General features: G+C 69.0%; 17 protein-coding genes. 9 read left to right on the forward strand and 8 right to left on the reverse strand.

Annotated elements, in window-relative coordinates; translation table 11 throughout:
- Position 1: 1 nt before the first annotated feature.
- The gene (locus QNI11_RS03115) at positions 2 to 1,012 is read right to left on the reverse strand and encodes a branched-chain amino acid ABC transporter permease (RefSeq protein ID WP_100927908.1); all 1,011 of its coding nucleotides are present in this window, start codon (positions 1,010 to 1,012) and stop codon (positions 2 to 4) included.
- Positions 1,013 to 1,258: 246 nt separating this feature from the next.
- On the opposite strand from QNI11_RS03115, the gene QNI11_RS03120 reads away from it, so the two are divergent.
- Entirely contained in the window at positions 1,259 to 2,065 is an 807-nt protein-coding gene (locus QNI11_RS03120) for a DUF1194 domain-containing protein (RefSeq protein ID WP_283982302.1), read from the forward strand.
- Between the two features lie 96 nt (positions 2,066 to 2,161).
- On the opposite strand, the gene QNI11_RS03125 is transcribed toward QNI11_RS03120, so the two are convergent.
- From QNI11_RS03125 to QNI11_RS03140, 4 genes are all read right to left on the reverse strand, one after another.
- Positions 2,162 to 2,992 (reverse strand): AraC family transcriptional regulator, encoded by an 831-nt coding sequence (locus QNI11_RS03125; RefSeq protein WP_100927906.1) that lies wholly within the window; start codon positions 2,990 to 2,992, stop codon positions 2,162 to 2,164.
- A 150-nt stretch (positions 2,993 to 3,142) separates the two neighbouring features.
- Positions 3,143 to 4,180, reverse strand: coding sequence for an iron-containing alcohol dehydrogenase (locus tag QNI11_RS03130; protein ID WP_283982303.1), 1,038 nt, complete (start codon positions 4,178 to 4,180; stop codon positions 3,143 to 3,145).
- Positions 4,181 to 4,286: 106 nt separating this feature from the next.
- A complete protein-coding gene (locus QNI11_RS03135) occupies positions 4,287 to 5,549 on the reverse strand; it encodes an ABC transporter substrate-binding protein (RefSeq protein WP_100927904.1) in 1,263 nt (420 codons plus the stop codon).
- 193 nt (positions 5,550 to 5,742) lie between these two features.
- Positions 5,743 to 6,975: an MFS transporter gene (locus QNI11_RS03140; RefSeq protein WP_283982304.1), complete on the reverse strand. Its 1,233-nt coding sequence runs from the start codon at positions 6,973 to 6,975 to the stop codon at positions 5,743 to 5,745.
- A 117-nt stretch (positions 6,976 to 7,092) separates the two neighbouring features.
- Here QNI11_RS03140 and QNI11_RS03145 point away from each other — a divergent pair, with 117 nt between their 5' ends.
- The gene (locus tag QNI11_RS03145; RefSeq protein ID WP_283982305.1) at positions 7,093 to 7,644 is read left to right on the forward strand and encodes a transposase; all 552 of its coding nucleotides are present in this window, start codon (positions 7,093 to 7,095) and stop codon (positions 7,642 to 7,644) included.
- Between the two features lie 148 nt (positions 7,645 to 7,792).
- On the opposite strand, the gene QNI11_RS03150 is transcribed toward QNI11_RS03145, so the two are convergent.
- Positions 7,793 to 8,455 (reverse strand): ImuA family protein, encoded by a 663-nt coding sequence (locus tag QNI11_RS03150; RefSeq protein ID WP_283982306.1) that lies wholly within the window; start codon positions 8,453 to 8,455, stop codon positions 7,793 to 7,795.
- A gap of 126 nt (positions 8,456 to 8,581) precedes the next feature.
- Here QNI11_RS03150 and QNI11_RS03155 point away from each other — a divergent pair, with 126 nt between their 5' ends.
- Positions 8,582 to 9,628 carry an aldo/keto reductase gene (locus QNI11_RS03155; protein ID WP_283982307.1) on the forward strand — a complete coding sequence of 349 codons (1,047 nt, stop codon included), beginning with the start codon at positions 8,582 to 8,584 and terminating at the stop codon, positions 9,626 to 9,628.
- A gap of 254 nt (positions 9,629 to 9,882) precedes the next feature.
- Here QNI11_RS03155 and QNI11_RS03160 read toward each other — a convergent pair whose 3' ends face one another.
- Positions 9,883 to 10,746, reverse strand: coding sequence for a helix-turn-helix domain-containing protein (locus tag QNI11_RS03160; RefSeq protein ID WP_283982308.1), 864 nt, complete (start codon positions 10,744 to 10,746; stop codon positions 9,883 to 9,885).
- A 272-nt stretch (positions 10,747 to 11,018) separates the two neighbouring features.
- On the opposite strand from QNI11_RS03160, the gene QNI11_RS03165 reads away from it, so the two are divergent.
- From QNI11_RS03165 to QNI11_RS03175, 3 genes are all read left to right on the forward strand, one after another.
- A complete protein-coding gene (locus QNI11_RS03165) occupies positions 11,019 to 11,939 on the forward strand; it encodes a fatty acid desaturase (RefSeq protein ID WP_283982309.1) in 921 nt (306 codons plus the stop codon).
- A gap of 40 nt (positions 11,940 to 11,979) precedes the next feature.
- Complete coding sequence (locus QNI11_RS03170; protein WP_283982310.1) at positions 11,980 to 12,882, forward strand: DMT family transporter; 903 nt, start codon at positions 11,980 to 11,982, stop codon at positions 12,880 to 12,882.
- A 492-nt stretch (positions 12,883 to 13,374) separates the two neighbouring features.
- Positions 13,375 to 13,893, forward strand: a complete 519-nt coding sequence (locus tag QNI11_RS03175; RefSeq protein WP_283982311.1) for a hypothetical protein — start codon at positions 13,375 to 13,377, stop codon at positions 13,891 to 13,893.
- A gap of 257 nt (positions 13,894 to 14,150) precedes the next feature.
- Here QNI11_RS03175 and glyA read toward each other — a convergent pair whose 3' ends face one another.
- On the reverse strand, positions 14,151 to 15,446 hold the full coding sequence (gene glyA / locus QNI11_RS03180) for a serine hydroxymethyltransferase (RefSeq protein ID WP_283982312.1): 1,296 nt from the start codon (positions 15,444 to 15,446) through the stop codon (positions 14,151 to 14,153).
- A gap of 194 nt (positions 15,447 to 15,640) precedes the next feature.
- Here glyA and QNI11_RS03185 point away from each other — a divergent pair, with 194 nt between their 5' ends.
- The 3 genes from QNI11_RS03185 (at position 15,641) to QNI11_RS03195 (ending at position 18,296) form a co-directional block, all read left to right on the forward strand.
- Positions 15,641 to 16,402, forward strand: coding sequence for an NAD kinase (locus QNI11_RS03185; RefSeq protein ID WP_100927895.1), 762 nt, complete (start codon positions 15,641 to 15,643; stop codon positions 16,400 to 16,402).
- 265 nt (positions 16,403 to 16,667) lie between these two features.
- On the forward strand, positions 16,668 to 17,516 hold the full coding sequence (locus QNI11_RS03190; RefSeq protein WP_283982313.1) for a 2-keto-4-pentenoate hydratase: 849 nt from the start codon (positions 16,668 to 16,670) through the stop codon (positions 17,514 to 17,516).
- A gap of 147 nt (positions 17,517 to 17,663) precedes the next feature.
- Entirely contained in the window at positions 17,664 to 18,296 is a 633-nt protein-coding gene (locus tag QNI11_RS03195; protein WP_283982314.1) for a Hint domain-containing protein, read from the forward strand.
- Positions 18,297 to 18,386: the final 90 nt, after the last annotated feature.

Consider the following 18,386-nt stretch of genomic DNA (forward strand, 5'->3'; position numbering starts at 1 on the left):
GCTACCCCCGTCCCAGAAGGCCCTGCGGCCGGAAGGCCAGCACGACGGCCATGATGAGGAAGGTGAAGACCACCGAATAGGTGGGCGCGTAGATCAGGCCGAGCTGCTCGCTGAGCCCGATGATCAGCGCCCCGATGGCGGCGCCGGGGATCGACCCCATGCCGCCGACGATCACGACGACGAGGCTGGCCAGCAGGAAGCGCGTGTCCTCGCCCGGCGACAGCGACTGGAAGGTGCCGCCGACGATGCCCGCCATGCCGGCAAGCCCCGCGCCGAAGGCGAAGACGGCGAGGAACACGTACTGGATGCGCACACCGGAGGCGGCCAGCATCTCGCGGTCGTCGACGCCGGCGCGGACCAGCATCCCCAGCCGGGTCTTGTTCAGCACCAGCCACATGCCGACGCCGATGACGATGGCGGCGAACAGGATCGCCATGCGGACCGCGGGATAGTTGAGGTAGACGACCTCTCCGCTGTCGCGCACGTCCGAGACGATGGGCAGGGTCATCGGGCCGAACAGCAGGTCAGGCGCGTAGATCGTGTAGGACTGCCCGCCCCATTGCCACAGCAGGAGGTCGGCGATGACCACCGACAGGCCGATGGTGACCATGGTCTGGCGCAGTTCCTCGCCCTCCATCCGGCGGAAGACCTGGTTCTGCAGGACGATGCCCACGATGCCGACCACGACGAAGACCACCGGGAAGGCGAGGAACCACGATCCCGTCCGTTCCGAGATCTCGAAGCCGAGGTAGCCGCCCAGCAGGTAGAGCGATCCGTGCGCGAGGTTCACGTTGCGCATCAGGCCGAAGATCAGGGTAAAGCCGGAGGCCACGAGGAAATAGAGCGCGCCCAGCGTGATGCCCCCGAAGATGCCGTTCAGGAAGACGCGCTTCTTGCCGAGGGTCTCCTCCATGCCAGCGGACCACGGCGCGAAGATCAGCCACAGCAGGATCGCCGCGCCGAGCGCGATGATGAATGACCAGACCGGATGGCGCTGAATGAACCTTTGCATGGTCTCCCGTCCACGACGCCCCGTTGCAGGGGCTTGCAGAGGTTAGCGCCCAAACGCGGCCGCGCTGATACCCGAGGGTCTGATCCTTCAACCCTCCGTTTGAAAACATCCTCGCCTTCGAACGGCAGGAGAGCTGCGCCGGAAATGCGCAGTTTGCGGCGCGCGGGGCCGGTTTGCGGGGCGAAGCGGCGCTGTTGTCCCCTTTGTGATTTGACGTGAGGGCCGTGAACCCGAAGCCTTTCCTCCATGAAACGTGTTCTTGCCGCCTGTGCCGCCCTCGTCCTTGCCACGTCCACCGCGGCCCGGGCCGAGGAGGTCGACCTGGAGCTTGTGCTGCTGGTGGACGTCTCGCGGTCGATGACCATGGGTGAGCTGGAGATCCAGCGGCAGGGCTATGCCTCTGCCCTGCGGTCCGACGAAGTCTATGCCGCGGTGCAGGCCGGGCTGCTGCAACGCATCGCGCTGACCTACGTGGAGTGGGCGGGCGGGCAGAACGTGATCGTCGACTGGACCGTGCTGGAGGGGCGGGAGGATCTGGACGCCTTTGCACGGGCGGTGGAGATGACCTCCACCATCGGGATGCGGCGGACCTCCATTTCCGGGGCGCTGGCGTTCGGGGCAGAGATGATCGAGGCCAACGCGTACGAAGGGTTGCGCCGGGTCATCGACATCTCGGGCGACGGGCCGAACAACCAGGGGCGGATCGTGACCGATGCGCGCGACGACGTGCTGGCCCGGCGGATCGTGATAAACGGCCTGCCGCTGATGACGCAGGAGGGGATGGGCGGCCGGTGGCACCTCGACGATCTCGACGTCTATTACGAATCCTGCGTGACCGGCGGTCCCGGCTCCTTCGTGATCCCGGTGCTGGACTGGACGGACTTCGGCGAGGCGGTGCGGCGCAAGCTGGTGCTTGAGATCGCCTCCGGCAGCGGGGGGGTGGGCCTCGAGGGCATTCAGGACGTGCAGTTCGCCCCGGCGAAACCGCCCTACGACTGCGAGATCGGCGAGAAGATCTGGGAGCAGCGGCGCATGGACTGGTGGGAGCCATAGGTCGGCGGGAGTGGCCTGCCCGGTGCACGGATGCAGGCATAAGAACAGGCGCCCGGCCGGCTGGCGGCAGGCCACCGGGGCAAAGGGGCCGCTACGTCAGGCGACGTGCACCGAGCGGCGGTAGGCCGAGGGCGGTACCACTCCGTTGCCGATGAAGAACCGCGAGAAGCTGGCCTGGCTGGAGAACCCGAGGTCGAAGCCGATGTCGGCCACGCCGTCCTCGGAGGTGGCCAGCATGTCGATCGCCTGCTCCATCCGCAGCGCATTGAGGTAGAGGTTCGGTGTCAGCCCGACCTGCGCCCGGAAGAGCTTGTAGAAATGCGGACGCGACAGGCCGACCTCGCGCGCGACGCGGTCCATCTCCAGCGCCTCGCCCAGACCTTCCTGCAGGTACTTCAGCGCCTTGCGGATGCGGTAGTCGCGGCGCGGCATGTCCGGCCCGGTGAAGTCGGCGCCGCGCGGCGTCCACTGCCATGACTGTTCGTAGGCGACGCGGGTGAGGTCGCAGAGGCGGTCCTCGATCATCACGTCCTCGCTGTCCTCCTCGAGCATGGCCTGCGCCGTGCCGTAGATCAGCCGGGCGAGGTGGTCGGTCACCTCGATGCCCACGCGCCCAAACGAGAGCGAGGCCGAGGCCCGCCGCGACACGTCGAGGAACCACGATGGCCGGATGTAGAGCACCAGCGCCAGCGTCGGTTCGGACAGGTGCACCGGCTGGTAGAAGTGCGACAGCCACGGGCTGACGGCGACGCCCTGACCCGGGGCGAGCGGCCATTTCCGGCCGTTCACGTTGATCTGGCCCGGCGGCCCCTGAAGATGAAAGATCAGGTGGCCCTCGCGGTGCCCGTGCGGCACCATGCTGCGGTCCATGTTGTAAAGGCAGACGCGACCGAAACGGCCGTGGAACACGGCCAGCGAGTCACTCATTTACTCCTCCCGGGACGTTTCGTCCCTTAATGTTGGCACTGCATGCGCTCTCCGGGCATGTCAGGACACGGGCATGCTACTCCGATTCCCGTTTTCGACAAATATTGGTTGGCGCGCGGGCCGCGGGGGGCACGGCGGGGCAATTCGGGATCACAGGACGGCACGCATGATCCTTTCGTAGTCGCGCCCGGTGGCATGGCGCGGGTTGGTCCGGTTGGCCGGATCGGCGGCGGCGCCCTGGGCCGCGCGCGACAGCATGTGTTCCTCGATCCCGATGTCCGACAGGCGGCGCGGCAGGCCGATGCGCTGCGCAAGCGCGACCAGCCGCTCGCCGGGATCGGCGTCGGCGGGCAGGCCCAGTACCATCCGCACCAGCCCGAGGCGGTCGTGCACCGCCGGCGCGTTGAAGGCGAGCACCTCCGGCAGGAGCGCGCCGTGCAGGATACCCCGGCGGGAGCGGGCGATGGCCTCCAGCCCGTGGGCCGCCGCGGCGATGCCGCCGTGCCCCTTCTCCGACGCCAGCCCCGCGTTCAGGGCGGCGGCCAGCAGCTCACGCCGCGCGGACAGGTCCCTGCCGTCCTGCACGGCGGTTTCGAGCGAGAGCGCCGCGCGCCGCAGCCCGTCCAGCGCCATGCCGTCCGCCGGGGGATTGAAGGCGGTGCCGAGAAAGCACTCGAGACACTGGCAGAGCGTGTCCATCCCGGCTGCCGCCGTGGCCTCCGGGTCGGCGGAGGTGGTCAGCGTCGCGTCGCAGAGGATCGCCACCGGCAGCGCCGCCTTGCGTCCCGGTCGCGCCGAAAGGCCCGGGTCGATGGGGCCGAGGCCCACGGTGTCCGTGCAGGTGGGAATGGTGATGACAGGCACCCGGTCCGACGCTGCGGTCCGGGCAAGGTTCAGGGCCGCCAGCCCGCCGAACCCGATGATCCCGTCGCAGCCCTCCTGTTCGAGGAGTTCGAGCGCGCGGGCCAGGTCCAGATCCGGTGCGATGTCCCCGGCGAAGTGGCTCGCGGTGCGTGTCTGGCAGGGCAGGGCGGCGAAAAGCCGGTCAAGCCCGTCGCCATGCGCCGCATCCCGGTCAGAGATCACCAGCAGATGGCGCAGGCCGTGACGCTCCATCTCGGCAGACAGCGCGTCCTCGAGCACGCGGTCGGCGAAATGGATGCGGGTGAGATAGGTGATGAGAGACACGGCGAGCCCGCTCCGAAGCCACGCGCGCCGCGGGGGCACCGGCCCCCTCGGGCGCAGCGCGGGGCCAGCAAGCGGCCCCGCGCGCGATTGCGCATCCGTGTCTTCGTCAACCGTCGCGCAGCGCTGCGCAATCGGGCGTGTCGCGGGACGGCAGACCCATCGCGCGGAATTCCTCCTCGGACAGGCCCAGCGTCTGGTTGACGTTGTCGGTACGCGACTTGAACTCGTTACGCAGACCACCCTGACCGTCATCCACGACTTCGTTGATGAACACCGAGCCGGTGGCCTGGCGGTTCTCGTTCAGGGTGACCGGACCGAGCGGCGTCTCGAGGGTCATGCTGGACAGCGCCTCCTTGAAGGCGGCCTGCCCGTCCGAGAGATCGCCGTCGACCTGGTTCAGCCCCTCGATGGCCGCGAGCGCCGCGACGTAGTAGCCGACGCCGAAGAGCGAGGGCGAGGGGAAGCGTTCACCTTCCGGGAAGGCGTCCTGGTAGGCCTTGACGTATTCCTGCCATGCCGGATCGGGGTTGTCGTCCGCCAGCGGACCGGAGGTGGGCGTGCCGACGAGGGCCTCCTTGGCGCGGCCGCGCGAGGTCAGGACGGTCTGGTCCGCCATGATCGTGCCGCCGATCAGGTTGGTGTCGGCCCCGGCCTGGCTGTACTGGTTGAGGAAGTTGATCGCGTCCGTGCCGCCGACGCCGAGGTAGATGGCGTCCACGTCATCGGGCAGCGAGGCGATCACCCCGCCGAAGTCCGACGACCCCAGCGGCACCCAGAAGCGTTCGACGATGTCGCCGCCGGCACTGCAGAAGTCCACCGCGAAGCCCAGGAAGTTCGTGTAGCCGAAGGAATAATCGGCGGCCACGGTGGCGACCCTGGTCCAGCCCTTCTCGTTCACCACGTAGGAGCCGAGCCCCGCGCCCCACTGTGCGCCGTCGAGGTTGAAGCGGAAGAAGTTCTCGGCCGGGTCGACCCATGTGGTTTCCAGCGCGCCCGAGATGCCGTTGATGACGGTCTTGTCGGGGATGGTCTTGGCGTAGTCGCGCATGGCGATCCCCTCGGAGCCGGAAAGCGGGCCGAGGATGATGTCGACGCCGTCCTGCTCGATCAGCTTGCGCGCCTGCCGGACGGTGGTGTCGGGCGTGGTGTCGGTGGGGGCCACGACCGTTTCGATGGTCAGACCGCCCGCGGTGCCGCCCGCCTGCTGGATCGCCAGCTCGACGTTGCGGATGCCGTCCGCGCCGCCTTCGGCGAAGGCGCCCTCGGTGGCGACAAGGATGCCGAACTTGACCGTGCCGTCCTGCGCCATGGCCATGGCCGGAAGCCAGAGTGCCAGCGCCGAAACGGAGGCCGTGAATGCCTTCTTCATGAGTATCCTCCCGTAAAAATCGGCAGGCGTCCGTATTATTGTTGTCGCCCCAACGCCTGCGTGCCGGGGGCTCCGGCAGCCGAATGAGGGTACGGCAGGGGGCGTTGCGGACAAACGCCCCACTGTTTCCCGGCATACCCGACCGTCTCTTTTTTGGGCGGCGCGGGAACGGGGCGTGGCCGGGCGGGCGCCTTCAGTCGCCGTTGCGCGGGTCGCGGAACTGCTTCAGGAGGCGGCCGACGGAGAAGGTCGTGCGCGGGGCATAGACGTAGCGGGTGCGGGTCGGGGCAGCCGGGCGGGCCCGCATCCGGACGAAACCGAAGATCACCAGCGCGGCGTGCCCGATCGCGATCAGGGCAAAAAGCGCGGGCGGCCCGAAACCCTCGATCAGGGCGGAAGCGACGTAGGGCGCGGCGATGGCGCCGGTCGCGTACCAGAACATCAGCGCGGCCGAGAGCTCCACCCGCTTGTCGTCCTCGGCAAAGTCGTGCGCGTGGGCGGCGGCGATGGAATAGATCGGGTAGGTGGTCAGCCCAAAGACCGCCGCCGACAGCATGATGCCCCAGGCGGGCAGGTCGGTGACGGTGGCGGTGAACACGCAGGAGAGGATTGCCGCGACCGAGAGCCAGACCAGCACGGTGCGCCGGTCGAAACGGTCGGCCAGCCAGCCCACCGGAAGCTGCGCCAGCGCGCCCCCGGCGACGAAGGCGGCAAGGAAGAAGGCGATCTGCGAGGGCGCAAGGCCCACCGCGGCGCCGTAGAGCGGTCCGACCATCCGGAAGGACGCGCCCGACAGCGCCGCCACCAGCACGCCTGCGACAGCGAGCGGCGAGTTGTGCCAGGCAAGCGACGGCGTCAGGCGTGGGGCCGCGGCCACCACGGGCTGCGGGATGCGGGTCAGGGCCAGCGGCAGCAGCGCCGCACAGCAGACCATCGCCAGCAGCGTGTAGGAGACGTAATGCGCCGGCGGCAGGACGGAGATCACCAGCTGCGCCCCCAGCGCCGCGCCCAGGTCCGCGAGGCGGTAGGCCCCCATGGCGCGCCCCCGGTTGGCGTTGGTGACCTTGGCCTGCAGCCATGCCTCGATCACCGTGTAGGCGCCCGCCACGCACAAACCCTGCGCCACGCGCAGCGCGCTCCATGCCCATGCGCTGTCGGTCAGGACGTGGCCGAGGATGCCCAGGGTGCCGAGCGCGGTGAAGGCGGCGAAGGCGCGGGCGTGGCCGACCTCTCCCATCAGGCGCGGCGCCCACCAGCATCCGATGAAGAACCCGGCGAAATGCGCGGAGCCCAGAAGGCCGATCTGGGTGGTGGTGAACTCCAGTGCGATGCCCGAAAGCGCATCGAGCGGGCCGATGCCACCGGAGGAGAGCTGCAGCAGGATGACCGAGAAGAAGAGGGCGGTGAAGGACAAGGCGAGTTTCATGCGGCCCGGCAGACCATGCGGGGCGCGGGGGTGCGCGTCGGGAATCGACCTTGGATGTCGTTTTGGGACAAGATCCGTTCACCGGCGGTTACCTGCTCCTGCCGCAGAGTGGGCCCCATGTCGCGCTATCGCCGCCTTCGGGTGCCCGGGGGCACCGCCTTTTTCACCGTCTGCCTCGCGGAGCGGGGCTCGGACCTCTTGGTGCGGGAGGTGGACCTTTTGCGGTGGGCGGTGGGCGCCACGCTGCGCGACTGGCCGGTGGAGGTGCTGGCCTGGGTCGTCCTGCCGGACCACATGCACGCGATCTGGCGGATGCCGGAGGGCGATTGTGGCTATTCCCGCCGGTGGGGCGCGATCAAGGGGCGGTTTTCCGTCGCGCTGAAGGAGGCGCGGGGGCAGGCGGCGCAAAGCCCCGCCCTACGGAGCGGTGCGCGGTTGCGGGGCGGCGAGAGCGGTGTCTGGCAGCGGCGCTTTTGGGAACATCACATCACCGGCCCGCAGGACCTGTCGGCGCATATGGCCTTCTGCCGGAACGCGCCTGTGCGGGAAGGGCTTGTGTCACGGGCCGGCGACTGGCCCTACAGCAGCTTTGCGCGGGCGGAGGCACGGCAGGCGGCGCAGGCCGGTCCGGTTTCAGGCCCTTCTGTTCCGGGCAGGGCGACAGGCTAGGCGGCGGCCCGGTCGCGGCGCTTGCGGGCGGGAGCTTCGACAGATGCGCGTTCGTGTCGCGTGCCGCCGGTCGGGTCCTCTCGTCTGGCTGGTCAGGCGGGCGGCATGGGCCACGCGGCGGTGCAGCCTCTCCCGGCGGTCCCGTGTCCTATGCTCCCGGCGTCGGGACGTCTCGGGCGGGCACCGGGGGCGCGACCTCCTGTAGGGCGGGGCTTTGCGCCGCCATACCCTCGGGCATCAGGCGGTCGTTCTCCAGCCGCCAGACCTTCGGCGGCAGCATCCGGGCGCGCAGCCGCTCCAGCCGCCAGGCGTCGCGGCCGGGGGCATGGGCCGGGGCGCAATGCCAGCGTGTCTCGATCCCCGGGGCGCCGCCCGTGCCCGGCGTCAGCAGCAACCCGAGCGGCATCGACAGCCCGGTCTCCGCCCCGGCCTCCGCCGCGAGGTGCAGGCGGCGCACGGGGGTCATGCCCGGCGGCTCGGCCAGTTCCGCCACCACGACGGGGGCCGCGCCGCTCTTCAGCGCCTCCTCCATCGTCCAGAGCAGGTCGGCGGGCCGTGCGGCGGTGACGAACAGCACCTCGCCGGGATCCATGAGGGCCGCCATGCCGCAGGCGTCCGGCATGTCCGCGCCGCGGCCGGGCGCGATCCAGATCAGCGGTGCCCCGGCCCGGGCCGCAAGCCGGAGCGCCAGCGTGCGCCGGGCCGGGCCGCAGATCTCGTGCACGCGGTTCAGCGGCAGTGCCACCTCCTCCCACAGGGTCAGGGCGGGGGGCGGCCGGTGCGGGCGGCGGGAGAGGAGGGCGCTGGCCATCATGCCGTCAGTCTACAATGTTCGCACTTTGTTCTCAAGCCGTTCTCGGGCCCTCGCGGCCGCCTTGTCTTCCCCCGGCGGGGCGGGCATCCTGCGCGCAACCACGACGATTGCAGGACAGACGCGATGAAGATGAACCCGCTGGGCCGTTCCGGCCTGATGGTGAGCGAGCTTTGCCTCGGCACGATGACCTACGGCAACCAGACCCCGAAGGAGGATGCCCACGCCCAGATCGACTGCGCGCTGGATGCCGGCATCAACTTCATGGACACGGCGGAAATGTACCCGGTGAACCCGGTCCGCAAGGAGACCGTGGGCCTGACGGAGGCGGTGATCGGCGAGTGGTTCGAAAAGACCGGGCGGCGCGGCGACTGGATCCTCGCCACCAAGCACTCGGGCGAGGGCAGCCTCGCGCGCGACGGGGCGCCGATCTCGTCGGAGTCGATCCGGCAGACGCTGGAAGGCTCGCTGAAACGGCTGAAGACGGATTACGTCGACCTCTACCAGTTCCACTGGCCCAACCGCGGCAGCTACATGTTCCGCAAGAACTGGCAGTACGACCCGTCGCAGTCCGGCTGGACGAGGGAGCAGGTCGTGCAGGACATGGAGGACTGCCTGGGCGCGCTGCAGGCCGAGGTGGACCGCGGCACCATCCGCGCCTTCGGGCTGTCGAACGAAAGCGCCTGGGGCACGCAGATGTGGCTGGAGACGGCGGCGCGGACCGGCGGGCCGAAGGTGGTCTCTGTCCAGAACGAATATTCGCTGCTCTGCCGGCTGGCGGACACGGACCTGGCGGAACTGATGGCCTACGAGGACGTGGGCCTGCTGCCCTTCTCGCCCCTGGGTGCGGGGTTCCTGACCGGCAAGTACCAGGAGGGCCGGGTCCCCGAGGGATCGCGCATGTCGCTCAACGAGACGATGGGCGGCCGCACCGGCGACCGGGTCTTCACGGCGGTGGCCGCCTACCTCGAGGTCGCGCGGCGCTTCGGGCTCGATCCGGCGCGCATGGCGCTGGCCTGGTCGGCGCGGCGGCCCTTCGTGACCTCCTCGATCTTCGGCGCCACGACACTGGCGCAACTGGAAAGCCTTCTGCCCGCGGCGGACCTCGACCTGGACGAAGATGTGCTGCAAGCGCTCGACGAGACCCACCGGGCCCATCCGATGCCTTTCTGACGCACCGGTGGTGGCGGCGCTCCCGCCCGCCCACCCCGCCCCGCCACCACCGGCGCGGACCTCCGCGCGCGGAAACGGTGAAGAGGTCCCGGTCAGGTATTTGGACCAAGATGAAGGCCTGCGCGCGACTTTGCCTTCATCTTGGCAAAAATACCTGAACGGCCGTCGTGTCGGGCCAGCGGAGCGCCTGAGGTCTTGCCTGCAAGTTGGATTTGACCGGCTGGACATCTGGTCTGGCGAGCGTGCGGTGATGGTCAGCCAGCGATCCCGTCGCGCAGGCGGCGGAGGTGGTCCGGGATGTCCCGCGCCGTGATTTCCGCCTCCTTCACGAGGTGGTCGAAATGCGCGGTGAAGACCGCGATCCGGTCGCTGTCGCGGAAGGCGAGGTAGTTGCGGCCAAGGTAGAGGACGGCCAGCAGCGGGCCGAACACCGTCAGCGGCGCGGAATAGAGGCGCCGGGCATCGTAGAGCGTCATCCGCAGCCGCGGGTAGAGCGCCTCCGTCAGGTCGATCATCAGGTCGAGTTGTGCCCGTCTCAGGCCTGGCGCCAGCCCGGCGTAATACCCCGTGGCCCCGGCGAAGGCCTCGATCTCCGACATGGGAAGAGCGATCTCGTAGTCGGAGTGCGAGGCCCGCATCCAGTTCAGCCGGTCGGTGGAGGCGTTGATCGCCTGTTCGGTCGTACGTCCCAGATGCGGCGTGTATTCCCAGTTGAGCAGCGCCCGGGTCTTGAGCATGTCGGGCAGGGCCGGGGGCACGTAGCGGATCTTGTAGCCCTCCGCCTCGCGGTGCCATGCGAAGATCTGTTCGTCGACCAGCGCGCGGGGGGCCTCGGTCATCGTCAGCGAGGTGGCGAGCAGGTCGGCGGCGCGTTCGGGCCGTTCCGACAGCCCAAGGAGCCAGTCCGCCGAGACCCCGAGCGCCTGCGCGCAGCTACCGACGAGGTGGGCGTTGGGCAGGCGGGCGCCTTCGTCCTTCAGGAGTTGTGAAATCGTCGAGCGGTCGACGCCGATCGCGCGGGCCAGCGCGGTCTGGTTGGTTTCCGCCCTTTCCATGGCGCGCATCAGCCGGGAGCGGAGCAGGGCGGCACGGGCGCGCTTGTCGAGAATCTGCTGCATGGCGTGACAAATATCACGGAACGGGAAATTTGTGAACCATACACTGAATGGCCGGATGCGCGCGGCCGCGCTACCGCTGCTGACAGAAACAGTCGGGGGCAGGATGGGCAAGCGGGCGAGATACATGGATCGGTTGAATGTCCGGGAGTCGTTGAGAGCGGTGCGCGGGGGCGTTTCCACTGCCCGGTCATGGCAGGCACTGGCCCCTGCCTCCGCCGCGGCATGTCCGGCGTGCCCTGTCCACCAATCTAACCATACCTGCCGGAGGTCTCATGCCTGAGGGCCTCATTCCGCGCCTCGCGGACCGGTTTCGCGGTGTCGAATGGCCGACGCTCGGCCTCCTTGCGGTCTGCTACGGGCTTTGGGCGCTCGGCACCACGGCCGCTGCCGAGGTCTGGCTGCCGCTGGGCATGGCGCTGGTCACGGCGACCGCGGCGCTGCATTCCTCGCTGACGCATGAGATGCTGCACGGACATCCTTTCCGGTCCCGCGTCCTGAACGGCGCGCTGGTCTTTCCGGCGCTGACGCTGGTCGTGCCCTACCTGCGCTTCAAGGACACCCACCTGGCGCATCATCGCGATTCGATCCTGACCGATCCCTACGACGATCCCGAAAGCAATTACCTCGACCCGAAGGTCTGGGCGCGACTGCCTGCCGTGGTCCGCCGGGTGCTGCGCTGGAACAACACCCTTGCGGGACGGCTGGCGATCGGGCCGCTTCTGGGCACGGTGGCCTTCTTCGCCTCCGACCTTGCGGCGTTGCGGCGCGGCGACCGGCGCGTCTGGCTGGGCTGGCTGCTGCATGTGCCGGCCGTCGCGGTCGTCCTGATCTGGATGGGCGTGGCCGGCCAGATGCCGTGGTGGGCCTTCGGGCTGTCGGTCTACGGCGCGCTGGCGATCCTGAAGATCCGGACCTTCCTCGAACATCGCGCCCACGAGGACGCGCGCGGCCGCACCGTGGTGATCGAGGACAGGGGCCCGCTCGCACTGCTGTTCCTCAACAACAACCTGCATGTCGTGCACCACATGCACGCCATGGTCCCGTGGTACCGGCTGCCGCGCCTCTACCGCGAGAACCGCCAGCGCTACCTGAGCCGGAACGCCGGCTACCGCTATGCCTCCTACGCCGAGGTCTTCCGCCGCTACTTCTGGCGCGCCAAGGATCCGGTGCCGCACCCGCTCTGGCCGCGCTGAGGCTCTGGACGGCGCCCTGTGGACGGGGCATTGGTCGCACATGGACTTGTGGATCCTCGCCACCCTTTCCGCGGCAACCTTTCAGACCGTGCGATTCATGCTGCAGAAGGTGCTGGCCGGCGGACGGCTGAGCGCCGTCGGCAGCACCTTCGCCCGTTTCGCCTACGCAAGCCCCGCCGGGCTGGTGGTGCTGGGGCTGGTGCCCTGGACACGCGGGCAGGCGCTGCCGCAGATCATGCCCGCCTTCTGGGGATGGGCGCTGTTCGGCGGGCTGGGACAGATCCTCGCCACCGTCTTCGTGGTGATGACCTTCCGGACCCGCAACTTCGCGGTCGGCATCACCCTGAAGAAGACGGAGGTCATCCTGACCGCGCTCCTCGGTCTGGTCGTACTGGGCGAGGCGCTGTCCCTCGCGGGCTGGCTGGGAATCTGCGTGGGGCTCGCGGGCGTGCTGATGCTGTCGGGTACGCCGGAGATCGAGGGCAACCTCCTGCGGCAACTCCGCAGCCCGGCGGTGCTCTACGGTCTGGGATCGGGGCTGTTCTTTGCCGTGGCGGGGGTCGGCTACCGCGCCGCGACGCTGTCGGTAGCCAGCGACGACCCGATCCTGCGCGCCGCCGTGGCGCTGGTCTGGGTCACCACCGGGCAGGCGCTGATCATGGCCGCCTGGCTGGCCTGGCGCGAACCGGGTGAAATCGGCCGCGTCTGGCAGGCGCGCGGGACCGCCGCCTGGCTGGGGGTGACCTCGGCGGCGGGATCGCTCAGCTGGTTCACCGCCTTCACCCTGCAGACCGCCGCCTACGTCTATGCGGTGGGGCAGGTGGAACTGATCCTGAGCCTCGCCGCCAGCGTGCTGTGGTTCCGCGAAAAGGTCAGCACCCGCGAACTGCTGGGCATCGCCGTCCTCACCGTCTCGGTCGTCACGCTCGCGCTGGTCGCCTGACCGGCGCCCCTCCTTCATCTTGGCAACAATACCTCGGGGTCCGGGGCAGAGCCCCGGCCGCGTCCCACGCGCACCCAAGCCGGTACAATGCGCCCCCATCCGGACCCCGAATGCTTGAGATTTGCGTCACCCATCTATTTGTAATCCTGGACATGAGTGCCGCCCAGGGCGGTGTGCAGCGCGCCCATCTGATCCAGGTTCCAGCCGGAGGCCGGGCTGCGGGCATCGTGTCAAATCGCCGTGCCCGGCCGGGTGATGACCCCGTTGAGCGCAATGCCGGTGGTCCGGACCTCGCGCGTCGTATGGGGCTTGCCGGGCGCGGCAGACACCTCCGATCCGCGTCCGGGCCGCGCCGCACACGAGGGCTGATTTTCGGGCTTGCACATATCCGAGTGTTTTTGTAGGAATTGATCGACCCAGCCAGACGACGCTGTCCGCCAGGTCCGGAAAGGAGCCGCAACAGGCTCCGTGTTCAGGTCTGGAGGTGCGGTCATGGAAACCGGAAGTCAGCGATGCTTCGATGCAAAGCGCGGTACGCCCATCGGGGCGCTGGGGCTGAAGCCCGCGGAATTCATCGTCCTCAACATCGCGCGTCATTACTTCGGGGCGTTCTCGGACCCGGCGGAGCACGGCTGGTTGCAGGCCGCTTCCGACGCCTTGGCGTGTTTCGGTCCCGAGCGGGGGCCGCGCGCCGCGATGGCGGTGTTGTCCGCGGTTCAGTCGATGCGGCAGGCACGCGTATCGGTGTTCCGCTTCAACTCGGCGCGCTGTCCACGCTGTTCGGCCTTCGTCAGCGATCATGAGCGGATGTTCCTGACCACCATGAGGGCCGTGGTGCGCGGCAACGAGGTCGCGGCGGCGGGACATGCGATGCTGTTGTGCGAAGGAAACGATCACTCCGGTTTCCTGCGCGCGCTGGCAGTGCTGGCCGATGACTGCGGACTGTTCGCGGGCGGCAATGGCGCCGCCCGCGCCGATCTTGTCGAAGCCCCTCCTCACGCGGGGCTTTGACAGGCGCCCCTGTCGACGCGCCGGCGAGGTTCCCTCCCCGCTTGGAATCGGATCGACAGGGGCACATTTTTGCAAGGGTCGCCAAACGGCGAAGGCTTTGGCCACGACAACCAGGACCGGACGAGGCCGGATTATTTCGTCCGAGGCCTGTAAGGCGCAGGGGCGGGCAGGATCCTGTCGGGCAGACGGGCAGCAGAAAAAGAAGAAGGGCCGGTCGCTGTCGACCGGCCCTTTCCGCATGTCGTGACGATCCGGCGTCAGAGCGTCGGGTAGATCGGGAACTTGGCGCAGAGGGCCGCGACCTCGGCCTTCACCTTGTCCTCGACCTCGCCGTTGCCGTCCTCACCGTTGGCGGCCAGCCCGTCGACCACCTCGATGATCCAGTCGGCGATCTGGCGGAACTCGGCCTCCATGAAGCCGCGCGTGGTGCCCGCCGGGGAGCCCAGACGGATGCCGGAGGTGATCGTCGGCTTTTCCGGATCGAACGGCACACCGTTCTTGTTGCAGGTGATGTGGGCCCGGCCGAGCGCCTTCTCGGTCGCGTTGCCCTTCACGCCCTTGGGACGCAGGTCCACCAGCACGACGTGGGTGTCGGTGCCGTGGGTCACGGTGTCGAGGCCGCCCTTGATGAGCTGGTCCGACAGCGCCTGCGCGTTGGCGATGACGTTCTTCGCGTAGGTCTTGAACTCGGGGCGCAGCGCCTCGCCGAAGGCCACGGCCTTGGCGGCGATGACATGCATCAGCGGACCGCCCTGGATGCCCGGGAAGATCGCGGAGTTGACCTTCTTGGCGATGTCCTCGTCATTCGTCAGGATCATGCCGCCCCGCGGGCCGCGCAGGGTCTTGTGCGTGGTGGTCGTCGCGACATGGGCGTGCGGGAACGGGCTCGGGTGCTCGCCCGCGGCCACGAGGCCCGCGAAGTGCGCCATGTCCACGTGCAGGTAGGCGCCGACCATGTCGGCGATCTCACGCATCTTCGCGAAGTCGATCTGGCGCGGGATGGCAGAGCCGCCGGCCACGATGATCTTCGGCTGGTGTTCCTTGGCAAGCGCCTCCACCTGGTCGTAGTCGAGACGGTTGTCCTGCTGGCGCACGCCGTACTGGATGGCGTTGAACCACTTGCCCGACTGGTTGGGCTTTGCGCCGTGGGTCAGGTGGCCGCCCGCGTCGAGCGACATGCCGAGGATGGTGTCGCCCGGCTTGATCAGCGCCTGGAATACGCCCTGGTTGGCCTGCGAACCGGAGTTCGGCTGGACGTTGGCGAATTCGCAGGAGAACAGTTGCTTGGCGCGCTCGATGGCCAGTTCCTCGGCCACGTCGACCCACTGGCACCCGCCGTAGTAGCGGCGGCCCGGGTAGCCCTCGGCGTACTTGTTGGTCATCACCGAGCCCTGCGCCTGCATGACGGCACGGGACACGATGTTCTCGGACGCGATCAGCTCGATCTCGTCGCGCTGGCGGCCGAGTTCGCCGGTGATCGAGGCAAAGAGCTCGGGATCGCGGGAGGAGAGGTCTTCGGTGAAGAAACCGTCGTCGCGGTGGGGGGCGTTCATGGCCGTGTCTCCTGTTGAGGGGTGGGCGTGCGTTGCGGGCGTCTTAAAGGAAAGCCGGACCGGGTCAAATACGGCAAAACGACTTAGTGTAATATTCTTGCGGCATCTCTGGTCCCCCACGGCAACTTGTGCTTCCATCCGCGCCAAGGGGGGCGTTCCGGAAACGTCGTCCCGGAACGGAGACCGGACGCCACATGACGCTACGCATCGCCTTCTGCGCATCCCGCGCGCCCATCGCGCAGGCGGCCCTGGCCGCGCTGACGCGGCGCTATGGCTGCCACGCAGAGCAGGGGGCGGACGTGATCGTGGCGCTTGGCGGCGACGGGTTCATGCTGCACACCATGCACCGCACGCAGGAAATCGCCGCGCCGGTCTACGGGATGAACCGCGGCACCGTGGGTTTCCTGATGAACGAGTATTCCGAGCACGGGCTGGTCGAACGGCTGACCGCGGCGGAAGAGGCGGTCATCAACCCGCTGGGCATGCGCGCCCATTGCGCCGACGGCACGCGGCACATGGGGCTGGCGATCAACGAGGTGTCGCTGCTGCGCGCCGGGCCGCAGGCGGCAAAGCTGAAGATCAGCGTGGACGGCAAGGTGCGCCTGCCTGAACTGGTCTGCGACGGCGCGCTGCTGGCGACGCCCGCGGGGTCGACGGCCTACAACTATTCCGCCCACGGGCCGATCCTGCCCATCGGCGCGGACGTGCTGGCGCTGACGGCCGTGGCGGCCTTCCGGCCGAGGCGCTGGCGCGGGGCGCTGCTGCCGAAGGCGGCGGAGGTGACCTTCGACGTGCTGGAGGCGGAGAAGCGCCCGGTCATGGCGGAGGCCGACAGCGTCGCGGTGCGCAACGTGGTGCAGGTGCACATCCGGTCGGAGCCGGGCGTGGTTCACCGGGTGCTGTTCGATCCGGGTCACGGGCTGGAGGAACGGCTGATCCAGGAGCAGTTCGTCTGAGGTTGGTGCTGGGCGCGGGCCGTCGGGCGGCACTGTTTGCTGACGCAAAGGCGCCCGCCCGCCGACCCGACGGCCGCGCCTTTCGGTGAGCGACGCTCTGACCCTCGGTCGGAAGGGGCGGGCAGGATGGATCGGTCCGCGCCGGGGCCCATGGCCCTGCCCAATGCGTGAGCGAAATTTCTCGCAATCCCGTGAAAGCTGATAGCCTGCCGCCAGCCCGCATACCCTGCCGAGTCGGGGCGCGGGCCGAACGGGAGGTATGTCGATGAAGAGAACACATGCGCTGGCGCTGGGATTGGCCGTGGTCGCGGGGCAGGCGGGCGCGGACTGCGCCACGGACGAGGCGATTGCGGCCTACGTCAGGGATTACATGGCGAAGGTGCCGGCAAAGGCCCTCGTCCCGGACGGATCGATGGAGGACGCCCGCTGCACGCAGGACAAGCTGATCGAGGCGCTGGTGCCGCAGATGGGCGAGATCGTGGGTTACAAGGCCGGCTTGACCTCGGGACCCGCGCAGGAGCGGTTCGGCGTGACGGAGCCGGTGGCGGGCGTGCTTTATGCCGACATGCTGCTGGAGGACGGCGCCTCCGTGCCGCTGTCCTTCGGCGCGCGGCCGCTGTTCGAGGCGGACCTGATCCTCGTCATCGGCGACGACGCGATCAACGATGCCACCACGCCGGAAGAGGCGATGGCCCATATCTCGGCGGTGCAGCCCTTCATCGAACTGCCCGACCTCGTGTTCAAGGAAGGGGAGCCGATCAACGGGATCACCCTGACCGCCAACGGTGTGGCGCCGAGACTGGGTGTGCTGGGGACCCCGATCCCGGTCGAGGACCCCGCCGCGATGCTGGAGGCGCTGGCTGCGATGCAGGTGACCGTCACGGACGCGGAGGGCACCGTGATGGCGGAGGCGCCGGGTGCGTCGGTACTGGGCAACCCGGTGAACTCGGTGCTGTGGCTGATCTCCAAGGGCTACGCGATGAACGCGGGCGACCTCGTATCCGTGGGCTCCATCGGGCCGCTTCTGCCGCCGGCCAAGGCGCTGGGGAAGGCGACGGTCAGCTACGCCGGCCTGCCGGGCGATCCGCAGGTCTCCGTCACCTTCACGGACTGACCGGCGCACGGTCGGAGGCCGGGCCGCGAAAAAGCTGCCCGGCCATGAACCCCTGATTTACCCGGAGCATGGATAGTGCCTGCGACTCCCCTGCGCGGCGGCCGGATCGGTGTGCCCTGCGGCGGACGGATACACATAGGGGGCAACATGTGTTTCGTGGCAGGATGCGGCGTCGCGACGCCGGGCGGCGTGCGGCCGGTTGAGACGATCGTTCAGGGCGACCTGGTGCTGACCCATGACGGGCGGGCGGAGCCGGTGCTCTGGGTCGGCCTGACGCGGGTCACATGGGCCGAGCAGATGGGCAATGCGCGCAAACGCCCGGTGCGGATCGGCAAGGACGCATTGGGCCCCGGCGTGCCGGAGCGGGCCGTCATGGTCTCTCCGCAGCACAGGGTGCTGGTGCGGTCGCCGCTGGTCGCCCGGGCGGCCAGAGGGGGGGAGGCGTTGGTGCCCGCACTGTCGCTCACCGCGTTGCCCGCGGTGCGGCAGATGCCCTCGCTGCCCGGTCTCGACTATGTCCACATTGCCTGCGCGCGCCATGTCCTGCTGCTGGCAGAGGGGGTCGCGGTGGAGACGGCGCTGCCCGAACCGCTGGCCTTGCAGGAGATGAGCCCCGCGCTGCGCGAGGCGCTGGTGTCGGCGGTAGGGCAGGCGGAACCGGGGTGGCCCGTGCTGAGCATGCGCAAGGCGGAGCGTGTGGTGGCGCGGTCGATGGCCCGCGGCGCTCCACTTGTCGTCGCGGAACGCGGTACGGACCTTCGCCACAAGGCGTCCGGCTGACACCTGCGCGGCGGGCAGGGGCGTTGCACCGCGCGCCCTTGCCTGCATGGCGCTGACCCGCCTTTGCCCACAGCCAAGGCAAAGGCGCGC

It is taken from the genome of Sagittula sp. MA-2 (genome assembly GCF_030126985.1).
In the GTDB taxonomy this organism is placed as follows: Bacteria; Pseudomonadota; Alphaproteobacteria; order Rhodobacterales; family Rhodobacteraceae; genus Sagittula.